General features: G+C 45.0%; 13 protein-coding genes and 1 riboswitch. Of the genes, 5 read left to right on the top strand and 8 right to left on the bottom strand.

Features of this window, described 5'->3' with window-relative positions; all coding sequences use genetic code 11:
* Nucleotides 1-9 precede the first annotated feature (9 nt).
* From yxjL to MHI44_RS10365, 3 genes are read right to left on the bottom strand one after another with little or no spacing between them, the layout of a single operon-like run.
* On the bottom strand, nucleotides 10-666 hold the full coding sequence (gene yxjL, locus MHI44_RS10375) for a two-component system response regulator YxJL (RefSeq protein ID WP_015714960.1): 657 nt from the start codon (nucleotides 664-666) through the stop codon (nucleotides 10-12).
* Nucleotides 653-1,870: a two-component system sensor histidine kinase YxjM gene (yxjM, locus tag MHI44_RS10370; protein ID WP_339203442.1), complete on the bottom strand. Its 1,218-nt coding sequence runs from the start codon at nucleotides 1,868-1,870 to the stop codon at nucleotides 653-655. Before yxjM ends, yxjL begins: the two co-directional genes overlap by 14 nt.
* A gap of 17 nt (nucleotides 1,871-1,887) precedes the next feature.
* A complete protein-coding gene (locus MHI44_RS10365) occupies nucleotides 1,888-2,361 on the bottom strand; it encodes a CcdC protein domain-containing protein (protein ID WP_042976783.1) in 474 nt (157 codons plus the stop codon).
* A gap of 225 nt (nucleotides 2,362-2,586) precedes the next feature.
* Between MHI44_RS10365 and galE the strand changes: the two genes are divergently transcribed.
* Nucleotides 2,587-3,606: a UDP-glucose 4-epimerase GalE gene (galE, locus tag MHI44_RS10360; RefSeq protein WP_029318629.1), complete on the top strand. Its 1,020-nt coding sequence runs from the start codon at nucleotides 2,587-2,589 to the stop codon at nucleotides 3,604-3,606.
* A 71-nt stretch (nucleotides 3,607-3,677) separates the two neighbouring features.
* Here galE and MHI44_RS10355 read toward each other — a convergent pair whose 3' ends face one another.
* Nucleotides 3,678-4,217: a DUF4352 domain-containing protein gene (locus MHI44_RS10355; RefSeq protein ID WP_121549361.1), complete on the bottom strand. Its 540-nt coding sequence runs from the start codon at nucleotides 4,215-4,217 to the stop codon at nucleotides 3,678-3,680.
* Between the two features lie 388 nt (nucleotides 4,218-4,605).
* A riboswitch (guanidine-I (ykkC/yxkD leader) is annotated at nucleotides 4,606-4,708 on the top strand.
* A 76-nt stretch (nucleotides 4,709-4,784) separates the two neighbouring features.
* Between MHI44_RS10355 and MHI44_RS10350 the strand changes: the two genes are divergently transcribed.
* Nucleotides 4,785-5,621: a YitT family protein gene (locus MHI44_RS10350; RefSeq protein ID WP_019712849.1), complete on the top strand. Its 837-nt coding sequence runs from the start codon at nucleotides 4,785-4,787 to the stop codon at nucleotides 5,619-5,621.
* 41 nt (nucleotides 5,622-5,662) lie between these two features.
* On the opposite strand, the gene MHI44_RS10345 is transcribed toward MHI44_RS10350, so the two are convergent.
* Nucleotides 5,663-7,120 carry an aldehyde dehydrogenase family protein gene (locus tag MHI44_RS10345; RefSeq protein WP_339203440.1) on the bottom strand — a complete coding sequence of 486 codons (1,458 nt, stop codon included), beginning with the start codon at nucleotides 7,118-7,120 and terminating at the stop codon, nucleotides 5,663-5,665.
* A gap of 183 nt (nucleotides 7,121-7,303) precedes the next feature.
* On the opposite strand from MHI44_RS10345, the gene MHI44_RS10340 reads away from it, so the two are divergent.
* The 3 genes from MHI44_RS10340 (at nucleotide 7,304) to MHI44_RS10330 (ending at nucleotide 10,359) form a co-directional block, all read left to right on the top strand.
* Nucleotides 7,304-8,197 (top strand): PucR family transcriptional regulator, encoded by an 894-nt coding sequence (locus tag MHI44_RS10340; RefSeq protein WP_029318632.1) that lies wholly within the window; start codon nucleotides 7,304-7,306, stop codon nucleotides 8,195-8,197.
* Between the two features lie 120 nt (nucleotides 8,198-8,317).
* A complete protein-coding gene (gene msmX / locus MHI44_RS10335; RefSeq protein ID WP_003242648.1) occupies nucleotides 8,318-9,415 on the top strand; it encodes a maltodextrin ABC transporter ATP-binding protein MsmX in 1,098 nt (365 codons plus the stop codon).
* Between the two features lie 104 nt (nucleotides 9,416-9,519).
* Entirely contained in the window at nucleotides 9,520-10,359 is an 840-nt protein-coding gene (locus MHI44_RS10330; RefSeq protein ID WP_339203438.1) for a polysaccharide deacetylase family protein, read from the top strand.
* 13 nt (nucleotides 10,360-10,372) lie between these two features.
* On the opposite strand, the gene MHI44_RS10325 is transcribed toward MHI44_RS10330, so the two are convergent.
* The 3 genes from MHI44_RS10325 to cimH form a co-directional block, all read right to left on the bottom strand.
* On the bottom strand, nucleotides 10,373-10,570 hold the full coding sequence (locus MHI44_RS10325) for a hypothetical protein (protein ID WP_021480969.1): 198 nt from the start codon (nucleotides 10,568-10,570) through the stop codon (nucleotides 10,373-10,375).
* Nucleotides 10,571-10,627: 57 nt separating this feature from the next.
* Entirely contained in the window at nucleotides 10,628-12,316 is a 1,689-nt protein-coding gene (locus MHI44_RS10320; protein WP_339203437.1) for a M56 family metallopeptidase, read from the bottom strand.
* A gap of 123 nt (nucleotides 12,317-12,439) precedes the next feature.
* Complete coding sequence (cimH, locus tag MHI44_RS10315) at nucleotides 12,440-13,792, bottom strand: citrate/malate transporter CimH (RefSeq protein WP_339203436.1); 1,353 nt, start codon at nucleotides 13,790-13,792, stop codon at nucleotides 12,440-12,442.
* Nucleotides 13,793-13,989 lie beyond the last annotated feature (197 nt).

The following is a 13,989-nucleotide window of genomic DNA, read 5'->3' as shown; positions in this document are numbered from 1 at the left end:
GAGAGATTTCTATTGCACAATACCGTTTCGAATGGCAAATACGACTGCCTGTGTCCGGTCTTGGGCATTGCATTTTTGCAGGATGCGGTGCACGTGGGTTTTCACAGTGCTTTCACTGACGAAAAGCTTTTCAGCAATATCTTCATTTCTCAATCCGTAGGCCATTTGCTGAAGAACCTCAAGCTCTCTTTTGGTGAACGGCTCTGCCAGTTCTTCTGGATGGGGCTGTTGCTTCGCTCGAAATGTCTCACTGATAATTTTAGCAGCTGTGACTGTACGGAAAATCGCCTCGCCTCTCGCCGCAGCGCGAATCGCATCTATTAACTCCTCAGGAAGTGTATCCTTCAGCAGATAGCCGACTGCGCCCGCACGGATGCCTTCAAATACGTATTCTTCCGTGTCAAAGGTGGTTAAAATGACTATCTTTGTATTTGGAAGTGCGGACATAATGTCTTTCGCCGCTTCGATGCCTGAGCAATGCGGCATCTGGACATCCATGAGAATGACATCGGGTTTTGTTTGCTCCGCCAATTGAATAATATCGTGACCGTCGCCGGCCTCGCCAGAAACCGTCATATCCGGCTGTGCGTTGATGATGTAGCGGAAGCCTTCACGCACAAGCGGCTGATCATCGGCAAGCGCGACGCGTATGTTATCTTTGTTCATCTTTTTGCTCCTTATGCGTTGTCATGAGCGGCAATGACAGCTCAATTTTCAGGCCGCTCGGCTGTACGGCACTGAAAGTAAGGGAACCGCCTGCTTTTTCTGCGCGCTCTTTCATTCCTGTTAGGCCAAATCCATAAGTAAGGCTGCCGGTGAATTGTCCATCGTCGGTGATTGTGACATAGAGATGGGACTTGTCGTTAGAAATGACGGCCGCCGCATGAGAAGCGTCAGCGTGACGAATGATATTGGTCAGCGCTTCCTGCAAGATGCGGTAGATCGTTTCGCTCACGTTTGGAGGCCAAGACTCTTCTGACAGTCCGGCAGTATCTAAAGAAACGTGCAAGCCGCTCCGTTCCTCCACTTGATGAATGAGCCCCCGCAAAGCGGTAAGCCCCACCATCGATTCACTACGGCCCATTTGGTGAACGACAGACCGTACTTCTTGAAGACATTCCCTGGCGACACTCAGTACATTTTGAATGACTTTTTCTGAATCCTCCTTGCTGCTTTTAAGGATATAGGGAAGGGATTGAAGCTGAACAATCACAGAAGTCAGCTCGTGACCGATGCTGTCATGAATGTCACGGGCAATTCTTGTACGTTCCTCAAGGACCGCGTACCTTAATGAAAGAACAGAAGCCTCCTGCAACTCTGCATGCGCTTTCTGGAGTTCTTTATGAGCATGTTCCAGCTGCACATGCATTTTTGCCAATTCAGCATGATTCCGTTCAGCCTCCCTTCTCGCTTCTCGTCTGAAACGCATGGAGGAGAAGAAGACGTAGAGTCCGATCATGATCGAGATGTTGCTGATGATGGTATTCAAGCTTCCTCCATGTGAGGATAGGAGTAATATGTTGCCTCCAATTAAACATGCTGTGAAGATCAAGGATAGCCGTGAAGGGAGTCTAAAGGCGGCATATATCATTAAAAATACAATCAAAAAATAGGTGGCACCCTGCTCTTGGCCGGAAACAGCCCAAAAGAAATCGGTCAGGAGCCAGAGTCCGATGAATATGCTCAAACTAACAGCAGTGGATACCACATAGGGAATGATCCAAATGAATGCTAAGTATACCGCAAATACAAATGCTAACAAAATGGGATCAGCCTTAGTTGGATGAGATAAAAATTGTATGCAATTCAAAATGAGAATAAGGCTCGGCACAAGCTTCTTGTAGTGCCGAGCCGGAGATTGTCCGTTCATGCTGGTCCTTCTTTCAGTTATTGAATGGATACTTTGCCAGCGGTCAGCCGTCTGTAAGCTTTATAAAGCATGATGTTACGGGCTGTGATGGTGCCGAGGGGAACGAAGAACATAGAATGAATAATGGCAATAAACATCTCGTTGCTATCAGGCAGCCATGTTCTCGCGGCCATGCGCAAAGAAAGTATCACTAGAATGAGAATAACACTTCCAAGGGAGCCGCGTGAAGTGACCTTTCCGGTTTCCGGGTGAATCCGCACGTTTACCATCTTTCCAATGCCAAACCCGCAGACCAGCCCGATCAGTAATAAAATGCCGCTGATCGCCACATGTAATACGGAATGAAAATACGCCGGCTGAAACGATGCAGATACGCCCCATAAGAGCAACAGCGGAATGATCAGCAACTTCCCGGGCTTTACCGTTCTTTCTCGATACATCGATAAAATAATAAGAATCAATACAATAAAAATATAAGGGCTCATCGCCATGTCATCAAATCCTTTCTGCATTAAGCATAGCGAAAATAGGAAAGAAAAACGTCAACCGGCAGATTGATTTTTCAGCTCTATACTTGCTCGCTGCATAAAGGTATGAAAATGCTAATAATATATGAAGAAACTATTAATAAACGATTAAACTTCTTAAAAATGGATGTGGACCGGTTCTAAACACTATATAATGAAAACAGGTCATTTTTTAGGAGGGTTTACATCATGGCAATACTTGTTACTGGCGGTGCCGGGTACATTGGCAGCCACACATGTGTTGAACTATTGAACAGCGGCTACGAGATTGTTGTTCTTGATAATCTGTCTAACAGTTCGGCTGAGGCGCTGAACCGTGTAAAGGAGATTACAGGAAAAGATTTAACGTTCTACGAAGCGGATTTATTGGACCGGGAAGCGGTAGATTCCGTTTTTGCGGAAAATGAAATCGAAGCTGTGATTCATTTTGCGGGGTTAAAAGCAGTCGGTGAATCTGTGGCGATTCCGCTCAAATATTATCATAACAATCTGACAGGAACGTTTATTTTATGCGAGGCCATGGAGAAATATGGCGTTAAGAAAATCGTATTCAGTTCATCTGCGACAGTGTACGGCGTTCCGGAAACATCGCCGATTACGGAGGACTTTCCATTAGGTGCGACAAATCCTTATGGGCAGACGAAGCTCATGCTTGAACAAATATTGCGTGATTTGCATACAGCCGACAATGAGTGGAGCGTTGCGCTGCTTCGTTACTTTAACCCGTTCGGCGCGCATCCAAGCGGACGGATCGGTGAAGACCCGAACGGAATCCCAAATAACCTTATGCCGTATGTGGCACAGGTAGCAGTCGGGAAGCTCGAGCAATTAAACGTATTCGGAAATGACTATCCGACAAAAGACGGGACAGGCGTACGCGATTATATTCACGTCGTTGATCTCGCAGAAGGACACGTCAAGGCGCTGGAAAAAGTATTGAACTCTACAGGAGCCGATGCATACAACCTTGGAACAGGCACAGGCTACAGCGTGCTTGAAATGGTCAAAGCCTTTGAAAAAGTGTCAGGGAAAGAGGTTCCGTACCGTTTTGCGGACCGCCGTCCGGGAGACATCGCCACATGCTTTGCAGATCCTGCGAAAGCCAAGCGGGAACTGGGCTGGGAAGCGAAACGCGGCCTTGAGGAAATGTGTGCTGATTCCTGGAGATGGCAGTCTTCTAATGTGAATGGGTATAAGAGTGCGGAATAAGAATGGAGGCCTTCTCAATAGAGAAGGCCTTTAAAGAACAAGGGTGCCTGAACAGGCACCCTTTTTAGCTGTTATTTGATTTTCACAATAACATCATTACTGAATTTTAGTTTCCAAGTGCCTTTTGCATAAGCTTCCTTGTCAACTTCAAATGCTTTTACACCTGTTACTTTAATATTAGGATTTAGATCACTCAAAATTTTAGAGTTATCAACTTTTGTCTCAGTTGCATAGTTTACAGAAGCATCAATATCAGAATCATAAGAAGTACCATCAGCATCAACTAATTTAACAGTTGGAATTGAAAAAGAGCTAATCGGTTTTTTAGATACGTTTTTAATTGTATATTGAACAGCTACAATAGTACCTCCCTCAGATGCTTTCTTTTCAACATATTGAGTACCGACAGTATCTCTGTCCTCTACCTTCGTAACTGTCACTTCAGTTTTTTCAGTTTTTACAGTATCACCGATATTGTATGTTTTTTCAGTTTCTGCTTTGCTGCTGCTTGATGTTTTGGAAGTGGCTTCTGAACCGCCTCCGCCAATCATATTACCGATAATAATGATGACAACAACTGCGAGAATAAACGTAATGATTTTATGTCGCATAAAAAAGTTACGTTGATCCTTACCGCAGTTAGGACATTTTTTTACACCCTTTGCAATTTCTTGACCGCAAGCTTTACAGGGTACTAGTTTTCCTGCCATTATATTTCCTCCTATGTAATAAAATGTACGAAACATATGTACTATAATGCCTATATTATTTCACTTAGTCAATATAAAATTATGAATTTCTCATAATTATTATCATTTATAGTTAAATTTACTTGTAAAATATATGCTTTTTTTCTTATCGGTTATATCTGTTCTTTTTTAATAGATAAATCATTTTTTCTTCCAGCTTATCTGATGAAAACTCCGCAAATACCCCTTGAACCAATTCGAACCGTCCCTTATAATGCTAATATTGGAAAGTGAAAAGGATATGATAAAAACAGTGGTTTTCTAGGGTTCCGCAATGCAAATTGGACTGTGACCGAGAGAAAACACATAGCAGCTTGGCTGTTATGACACGGTGGGATAAAAGCCCAGGAGTTTCTGCTCTTTTTCGAGAGCGTTCTCCTGGGTTTTTTTATTTGCTAGAACAGAACAATGAGAAGGAGTGTTTTCGTGATGAAAAAGAGAATGTTGGATGTACTTATGCTTGTGATTGGCGCTTTTTTCTTCGCGCTTGCGGTTAATTTATTTGCGATTCCCAATGATCTTGGGGAAGGCGGAGTCACTGGGATTACGCTGATATTGTATTATCTGTTTCAATGGTCTCCTGGTGTCACGAACTTTATCTTAAATGCGTTTTTGCTTTTAATCGGCTACAAGTTTCTGGATGGAAAAACAACGGTTTATACGATCATTGCGGTTGCGGCAAATTCGCTTTTTCTTCATCTGACACATGGGTGGAGCATTCCGTCTGATGAATTGATCATTAATGCGATTTTCGCAGGTGTATTTGCGGGAGTCGGGATCGGCATGATTATCCGGGTCGGCGGGACGACAGCCGGTTCCGCAATTTTGGCCAGAATTGCTAATAAATATTTAGACTGGAATATCAGCTATGCACTCTTGTTTTTTGATTTAATCGTAGTATTCAGCTCTTATTTTATTATTGGTGCAGAAAAAATGATGTTTACGATCGTGATGCTGTATATCGGTACCAAAGTGATGGACTTCATTATTGAAGGTTTGAATACGAAAAAAGCCATTACGGTCATTTCAGAAAATAAGAGTGAGATTGCAGAGCAGGTAAATACCTTGATGGATCGGGGCGTGACGATTTTATCAGGGAAGGGAAATTATACGGGCCAGTCAAAAGAGATTTTGTATATCGTCATTAACAAACAGGAGCTGTCTATGCTGAAAAAAATCATTAGAAGCTGCGACAAAAAAGCGTTTGTGATCGTACATGACGTACGCGATGTGTTTGGCGAAGGGTTTGTGGATATATCTAAATAAAGAAAAATCCCTCTGTACTTGAAACAGAGGGATTTTTTCATTTAGAACGGATATTTGCGGTATTGCTTCTGTATCGAAATCCATTTCGTCACGGTAAATTCCTCGACGACCCACGGATTGCCGAAACGGCCGACACCGCTTGCTTTGTTTCCGCCAAAGGCAATATTCGGCGAATCATTGACGGACTGGTCGTTGACATGGGTCATGCCGCTGTCAATTTGCAGGGCGAACTTTTCGCCTTTTTCTAAATCAGAAGTGAAAACCGCAGAGCTGAGGCCGTATTCAGTATCATTTGCCATGTCAATCGCTTCCTGGTCGTTGCCAGCTTTAATAATGGTTGCGATTGGGGCAAACAGCTCCGTTTGGGCAATTTTGCTGTTGTTGTCCGCACCGACAAAGACGTACGGCGTCAGCACGTTTCCGACGCGTTTTCCTTCAACCGCAAGCTCAATGCCGTCTGTCTTTGCCTGCTCAATGATCTCCAGTGCTTTCTTGATTTGGCGCTCGTTGATCAGCGGGCCGACAACGGTTTTCGGATCGGTTTGATCGCCGTACGGAAGCTGTTTGACACGGGCGGTGAATTTTTCTACAAACTCATCGTATACATCTTGATGAACGATGATCCTGTTGATAATCATACAGATTTGTCCCTGGTGAATAAATTTTCCGAAAATCGCGGCATCCACAGCACGATCGACATCCGCATCTGAAAGAACGGCAAATGGATTGTTGCCGCCGAGCTCAAGTGCCATTCGTTTGAAGGCGCGACCGGCGATTTCACCGATGTGGCGCCCGACTGCTGTTGACCCTGTAAAGCTGATTAATCTCGGGATTGGATTGGTGAGCATGCCGTCCCCGATTTCCTTTACATCCGTCAGCATGACGTTAAGGACACCGGCAGGAAGACCGGCGTGTTCAAACGCTTTCGCAATGATGGTCCCGCCGGAAATAGCAGTTTGGATATCAGGCTTGTGAACAACGCTGTTACCCAGCGCAATTGCGGGCGCAATGGATCTCATGGATAGATTCATTGGGAAATTAAATGGAGAAATCGATGAAATGACACCTAGCGGAAGGCGGTAAATCTTATTGGTTTTCCCTTCAATGTCGGATGGCACCTCTTTGACGCCGCCTAATTCACCAGTATACGTCATGGCTTCATCTAAAATCGCAATCGTTTGTTCCAGCTCGATTGTTGATTTAATGATCGTTCCGCCAGTTTCGCGGGCGATCATCATAATGATGTCATCACGGTTTTCGTGTAAATAGCCGCGCGCTTTTTGCAGCACGGCTTTTCGGTCTTCCGTCGTGCTCTTGGCCCACTCTTTTTGGGCTTTCTGTGCAATGTCAAACGCATCCTCAAGCTGTTTGCCCGTTGCCAAAGATGCTGTTGTGATCACAGACTGGTCATACGGATTCAAAATGTCCTCCGTACGTCCGCTTTCTCCCCCAGTCCATTTTCCGTTGATAAAACTTTTGTTTAACGTTTCGAAACTCATAAGATGACCCTCCTTTGGTCCTGCATGTCTTCTTCTATTTCCGCTGAAGCCAATATGTAAACGAATGAGGTTTCCCTTTCAGTTTCTCGTCTATCTATACCGGATATACTCTTTTTTAGTGGAGAACATGTGTGTTTCGCCTTATACTGAATATACAGATCCTTACATAAGAGAGGAGACTCTATGAAATCGCTGCTGGCTATTTATCCCGGTTCGATTGTGTCTGAGGAGCTTTGCATAAGGGAAGGCTGTCTATGTTTTTTTGATGAGAGCAATCAGAGATATATCTCCATTCCGAAAACAGAGATCAGTGAAAAAGAAGTATTGGTGCTGCAGGCATTTTTGACGCCTGCGGATGAGGGCAATCAAATGTCTATGAAATCACCTGAGGAAAACAAGTGGTTTTCGTTCCTTTTTTCCAGAGGGGAATTGCCGGCGTACATAAAGAAACGGACGAGATTTGTTCACTTTCATTTGTTCGGCAAAATAGAAAGGACGTCCTTTACGGAAGCGGTTCGCCATTTTTGGCCGGTGTCTTTTGTGATTGTGTGGATCCATGAGGACAGAGGCGTGATTGTCGAGCAGGAAAGTGAAGCGGCGGCGGAGAAGGGCGAACTGGAATCGCTCGCAAAGGTTCTTGAAAGTGATTTCTACTTCAGTGTCCGTTTTTACGCCGGAAGATTTTACGAGCCGGATGAGTGTCTGCGAAAACATTATGCTCGTGAACAGGCGTATTTCCTGTTTGCTGAAAAACGGCTGCCTCAGGTGCAGAGTGTGACCTTTGAGATGATCTTTCCTTTTCTATTATTAGAAACAGAAAAAGAAAAACTGGAAACGCTGCTCTCTGAAGAAGCTGAGCTTTTATTTGGAAGTGAAGCTGAGCTAAGGAAGACCATTAAGCTGTTTATTGAAAACAACTCAAACGTCACATTAACAGCGAAAAAGCTGCATCTGCATCGCAACAGCCTGCAATATCGGATTGATAAATTTATTGAGCGGTCAGGGATAGATATCAAATCGTACAAAGGCGCACTTCTTGCCTATTTTATCTGCCTGCAAAATGAAAGTTCAGATTAAATTGGAAATATGCACGAAAAATGGCTGGGTGATTTTATGAACGCTGCCCATTTTAGCGAGAGGGAATTGCTGTTACACTTAATATAAGAAAGCGTTTACAATAACAAAGGGGGATGTTAGATGGCTGAATTGCGGATGGAGCATATTTATAAATTTTATGATCAAAAGGAACCGGCGGTTGATGACTTTAACCTTCATATTGCCGATAAGGAATTTATCGTATTCGTCGGCCCGTCCGGCTGCGGGAAATCAACGACGCTGCGAATGGTCGCAGGACTTGAAGAAATTTCGAAAGGCGATTTTTATATTGAAGGAAAACGGGTCAATGATGTAGCGCCAAAGGACAGGGATATCGCGATGGTATTTCAGAACTACGCGCTCTATCCACATATGACGGTCTACGATAATATCGCGTTCGGGCTCAAGCTTCGGAAAATGCCGAAGCCTGAAATCAAAAAAAGAGTAGAAGAAGCCGCTAAAATTCTCGGGCTGGAGGAATATTTGCACCGTAAACCGAAAGCGCTGTCAGGCGGACAGAGACAGCGGGTTGCGCTGGGCCGGGCAATCGTGCGGGATGCAAAGGTGTTCCTGATGGATGAGCCTTTGTCAAACCTGGACGCGAAGCTGAGGGTGCAAATGCGGGCGGAAATCATTAAGCTCCACCAGAGACTGCAGACTACTACGATTTATGTGACGCATGACCAGACAGAAGCGCTGACGATGGCGACACGGATCGTAGTCATGAAAGATGGGAAAATTCAGCAAATCGGGACGCCGAAGGATGTATACGAGTTCCCTGAAAACGTCTTTGTCGGCGGGTTTATCGGATCACCGGCGATGAACTTTTTCAAAGGGAAGCTCACGGATGGCTTAATCAAAATCGGTTCTGCGGCATTAACCGTCCCGGAAGGAAAAATGAAAGTGCTGCGTGAAAAAGGCTATATCGGCAAAGAGGTCATCTTCGGCATCCGTCCTGAGGATATACATGATGAATTGATTGTCGTGGAATCATATAAGAACTCTTCGATTAAGGCGAAAATCAATGTTGCAGAGCTGCTCGGTTCTGAAATCATGATTTATTCGCAGATCGACAACCAAGACTTTATTGCGCGGATCGACGCCCGCCTCGATATTCAATCGGGCGATGAACTGACGGTTGCATTTGATATGAATAAAGGCCATTTCTTTGACAGTGAGACAGAAGTGAGAATCCGATAAGATCAAAAAAACCGGACATGGGGATGTCCGGTTTTTTGCTATTGAAAATTTCAGAATCAAACCGATGAAAAAGGAGGAAGAAATAGACAGAAAGCAGGAGAACGATGAAACGATTGTTTTTAAGCATCTTTCTTTTGGGCAGCTGTTTGGCGCTTACGGCTTGCGCTGATCAAGAGGCGAATGCAGAGCAGCCGATGCCAAAAGCGGAACAAAAGAAACCGGAAAAAAAGGCAGTACAAGTTCAGAAAAAAGAAGACGATACATCCGCATGGATCAAAACAGAGAAACCGGCAAAGCTGCCGATTTTGATGTACCACAGCATTTCTTCAGGAAACAGCCTCCGTGTGCCAAAGAAAGAATTCGAGGCGCATATGAAGTGGATTCATGATAACGGCTATCAGACATTAACGTCGAAAGAGGCGTATCTCATGCTGACGCAGGATAAAAAACCGAGTGAGAAGTGCGTGCTGATCACATTTGATGACGGGTACACCGACAATTATCAAGATGCGTATCCGGTGCTGAAAAAGTACGGGATGAAGGCAACGATTTTTATGATCGGCAAATCGATCGGACATAAGCACCATCTGACAGAGGAACAAATGAAGGAAATGGCACAGCACGGCATATCGATTGAAAGCCATACGATTGACCACCTTGAACTGAACGGATTAACGCCTCAACAGCAGCAAAGTGAGATGGCTGATTCGAAAAAGCTGTTTGACAACATGTTTCATCAGCAAACCACCATCATCAGCTATCCGGTAGGGCGCTACAATGAGGAGACGCTGAAGGCAGCTGAAAAAACAGGCTATCAAATGGGCGTGACGACAGAACCGGGCGCGGCTTCGAGAGACCAGGGAATGTATGCCCTCCATCGTGTGCGCGTGTCCCCAGGCATGTCGGGCTCGGCTTTTGGTGCGTACATCGAATCAATGAAATAAAAAAAGGCGGCGTTTAATCGCCGCCCCCTCCGCCGCCACAGCCGGAATCGCTGAAACCTCCGTCACTGCTGCATCCATCATGGTATGAGCCGTTGTCTGAATAACCGAAATACCCGCTGTCCGCCTGCTGGCGGCTTTTATTATCCGATGACTGCGGCTGAATGACTGAAAGAAAAACAATAATAGCTATTATCAATAAGATCACTATCACTTCTGGTCACTCCCTTTTTTCACCATATCTGTTATACGGATGAAACGCTGACCGGTTTCATTTCAAAGTGATTGATTCTTTCAGGCGGTCTCTGAGCCAGCGCTTTAGCACCCCACGTCCTTTGTTTGACAATAAAGTGCCGACACGCCAATACATAGGGGGATGAGGAGCGAACTGAAAATCAATCAATCTGAAAAACCAGCTTTTATCACGGGTGAGAGAGTCAATTTGAAGCTCGTCTTCACCTATTTTAGAGCTGTAGGCACTTTGTTTCTGTATGTCCTCATCCTGCCGAACCGCCAAGATTTTCAAGGCTTCAGCCATTTGTTTGTAACCGCCCTCCAGCAATGATGCGCCAAGATTGTCAGCACGCACCTCCATCCATTGTGAACAAAAGGATTGATAGAGCTGGAATAGGATAATGATTGCCATAATGAAAGCCCAAAGCACAATTTTGTGGGCCTCGGGATGGGTGATATGCTGCTCAAACAAGAGGAAAATCCCAACGACAGCTCCAAGAAATAGAAAACGCAAAAGCTGTGATGACAGAACGTCACGTTTTTTGATATGAATTGCCTCATGGGCCAGAATGCCTTCGATGACACGCTGTGGAAGTGTTAGTGTGGCGCTTGTCAGGATGACCATTGACCTCCCGACATTCATGCCTACTGCCATTCCGTTGTAATCATCACTCTCCGTTTCGTATATGCGGACATGGGAAATGCCGGCCGATCGGAAAATCTTATCGGCCGCTGCCTGTACATGCGGATGATGACAAGGCTTGGCGTCCATCGCCGCCCGCAACACACGGTCTGACATATACATGTTGAATACCCAATACAGGATTACGGCAACAGCCATGACCCATGGAGAGGCGTGTAATGCGTATAACGCGAGCACCAATAAGGCGTAAGCGGATACCCCTTTTACGCTGGCGGCAAAATAAAGCTTACCGAGCAGCCGCTTCACATTTTTTCGATGATAAAACGGCAAAACAGAAATCACATTGTCCACATTGTTTTTTGCATCTGTGTATTCCTGAAGAATTGTTTTCCATTTTTGCGGTTCCTTCACCGTCAGAAACAGTGTTTCGCCGGGGAGAGACAGTTTAATGACTTGCTGAAAGCTTGTTGTCAAATCTAAACGTGATGAATACATTGTCAGAAGCGGATGGAGCTTTAAGAGATCAGCTGTTGATTCAAGCTGAATGTCCTTCAAATCGGAAAGCGGGTATGTACGGGTTTCATAGCGAGAGCTGATATGCAATTTTTCTAAGGCAGCTGAATAAAAAACCTTTACGCTGAAAACATTCAGTATACGCTTCACCAGTGCCCCACCGCCGGAGATCATGCCGAGAAGGATCACATATTTGAGAGGGCTTGTGTCAGGTCCATAGATGAAAAAAATAACAGCCCCTGCAAACACAATGGCGGTCAGCGTAATGTCTGACAGGAGACGTGTTTTGTTTCTGGCCAGCTCGATTTCCTGCCAGTCTCCCGAAGGTTTTTCCACACGCTCTGAAACAATGAGATCCATTGCAGTCCAATAGCAGTAGAACATTGTCGCGAGTGAGACAATGCCGTCCATGAATGAGAGATGAGAGAAGATGTAAGCCGCAGCGCCGACCCATAGAACAATATCAATCCAGAAGTCTATGGCCGGAATGAGTTTTGCTGCCAGGGCTGATATCAAATAAAATCCCAGCCCGAGAAGCATAAAGAGAAATAGATGAGTTCCCATAGGCATGCCATATTCCTTTCTATCTAGTATTTCCAACTATTACTATAGCATGAGGCGGGAACTTGCAAAAATATGGACATGCAAAAAAGCAAGCTCTTTCGTTTGACGAAGAACTTGCTCCGAGGTGTATCAATAAAATTGGTGAAGCAGCAATAAGGTTAAGGATACTGTAATCGCGCCCCCGATGCGGGTAGACACCTGGGCGAAAGGCATTAGCTCAAGCCTTTCAGCGGCGCTTAAAATGGCAACGTCACCGGTGCCGCCTTGCCCAGAATGGCATGCATTAATAATGGCGGTTTCAATCGGATACATGTTCAGCCATTTTCCAGTGAAGAAGCCAACGGCCATCATGGTCACAATGACAGACAGAATCGTGATAATATTGCTGAGGTTAAAAGCGGCGACAAGCTTGTCCCACGGCGTCATGGATACCCCAATCGCAAAGAGAAGCGGGTAGGTCACAGCTGTTGAAAAGAAGCGGGACACTCCAAACGCGCCATTTTCAATTGAGGCAGGCACCAATCTGAACAGCTTGATTAGAACAGCCAGTAAAAGCATGGCAACGGGTGCCGGAAAACCGAAAAAATCGTGAGCGAGCATGCCGACTAAGTATAAAGAAACAGCAAGGATACCGCCTGACGCAAATAAAGAAAGGTTGAACATTTGCTGTCCGCTTTGAGATTCCTCCAGCGCAGGGGACTCTTCTTCGGAGCGGTCCACTTTGCCGTTGCCTGTCCATTCCGGTTTTTTCTTTCCGATGCGGTTCAGCAATCCCGCTAGAATAATCGCGCACAAGCTGCCCAGCATAATCGATGGCAGAACAAGTGCAAACGCTTCCCCTTGAGAAATGGGCATGATGTCAGAATATCCGATGGACAGCGGGATAGCGCCTTCTCCGACTCCTCCAGCCATGATCGGAATGACAATGTACAGCAGGGTATGCTGAAATCCGAGTCCGAGCAATGTCCCGACAGCCAGTCCGACAATAGCGGCTGTGACAGAACCGACAATAAGCGGAATAAAGATTTTCATAAATGCTTTTACGAGTGTTTCTCTTTTCATGCCGAGGATGCTTCCAACGACAATGCCGGCGATAAACAAATATAGAAAGTTTGAGTTTTCTGTAAATTCTGTGGTGGATTTGACGATATCATTAGGCAGAAGGTGATAGTACACGACAGCGGACGGAATAAAAGTAGCTAGGATGGCCGGGCCGCCGATAGAACGAACTATCGGTATCGATTTGCCGATTTGGGCAAAGGTAAACCCGAAAAACGCCATGACGGCGATGGATGTCAAAATGTCACTTTTTACATCGTGATGCATAACAAAAACAGTGATTAATATAAACAGCAAGGCATACACAGGAAGCGGTATGATGCCTACTTTTATATTCATGGCTTTCGCAAACCAATTCTCTTTTCGAACCCCTTCGTGAATTGTATCCGTTTGCAATTGCATGTGTGTTTGAAGCTCTCCCATTGAAAAACCTCCCCTATTCTTGATGCAGTGAAATTGTTCACTATGTTAAGTATACTAAAAAATTGAAATTATTAATATATTAAAAATTTACTATTCAACTTTTCTCCACTTGCCGGTTCAAATGAAAAGAGGCATCCTGCCTAAAATCTGTTTATGACGGAGTGCGGAGAAACGAGTGCTGGTGCAGGGCAAGCATT

The organism is Bacillus sp. FSL K6-1366, assembly GCF_037976695.1.
GTDB lineage: Bacteria > Bacillota > Bacilli > Bacillales > Bacillaceae > Bacillus > Bacillus subtilis.
This window is presented reverse-complemented; position numbering and strand designations above follow the sequence as displayed.

Excerpts from the sequence above, each read along its gene's own strand:
- yxjM (WP_339203442.1), bottom strand. The coding sequence starts at position 1,870 with ATGAACGGACAATCTCCGGCTCGGCACTACAAGAAGCTTGTGCCGAGC.
- msmX (WP_003242648.1), top strand. The coding sequence starts at position 8,318 with ATGGCTGAATTGCGGATGGAGCATATTTATAAATTTTATGATCAAAAG.
- MHI44_RS10330 (WP_339203438.1), top strand. The coding sequence starts at position 9,520 with ATGAAACGATTGTTTTTAAGCATCTTTCTTTTGGGCAGCTGTTTGGCG.
- MHI44_RS10350 (WP_019712849.1), top strand. The coding sequence starts at position 4,785 with ATGAAAAAGAGAATGTTGGATGTACTTATGCTTGTGATTGGCGCTTTT.
- MHI44_RS10345 (WP_339203440.1), bottom strand. The coding sequence starts at position 7,120 with ATGAGTTTCGAAACGTTAAACAAAAGTTTTATCAACGGAAAATGGACT.
- MHI44_RS10320 (WP_339203437.1), bottom strand. The coding sequence starts at position 12,316 with ATGCCTATGGGAACTCATCTATTTCTCTTTATGCTTCTCGGGCTGGGA.
- MHI44_RS10355 (WP_121549361.1), bottom strand. The coding sequence starts at position 4,217 with ATGCGACATAAAATCATTACGTTTATTCTCGCAGTTGTTGTCATCATT.
- cimH (WP_339203436.1), bottom strand. The coding sequence starts at position 13,792 with ATGGGAGAGCTTCAAACACACATGCAATTGCAAACGGATACAATTCAC.
- galE (WP_029318629.1), top strand. The coding sequence starts at position 2,587 with ATGGCAATACTTGTTACTGGCGGTGCCGGGTACATTGGCAGCCACACA.
- MHI44_RS10365 (WP_042976783.1), bottom strand. The coding sequence starts at position 2,361 with ATGGCGATGAGCCCTTATATTTTTATTGTATTGATTCTTATTATTTTA.
- yxjL (WP_015714960.1), bottom strand. The coding sequence starts at position 666 with ATGAACAAAGATAACATACGCGTCGCGCTTGCCGATGATCAGCCGCTT.
- MHI44_RS10340 (WP_029318632.1), top strand. The coding sequence starts at position 7,304 with ATGAAATCGCTGCTGGCTATTTATCCCGGTTCGATTGTGTCTGAGGAG.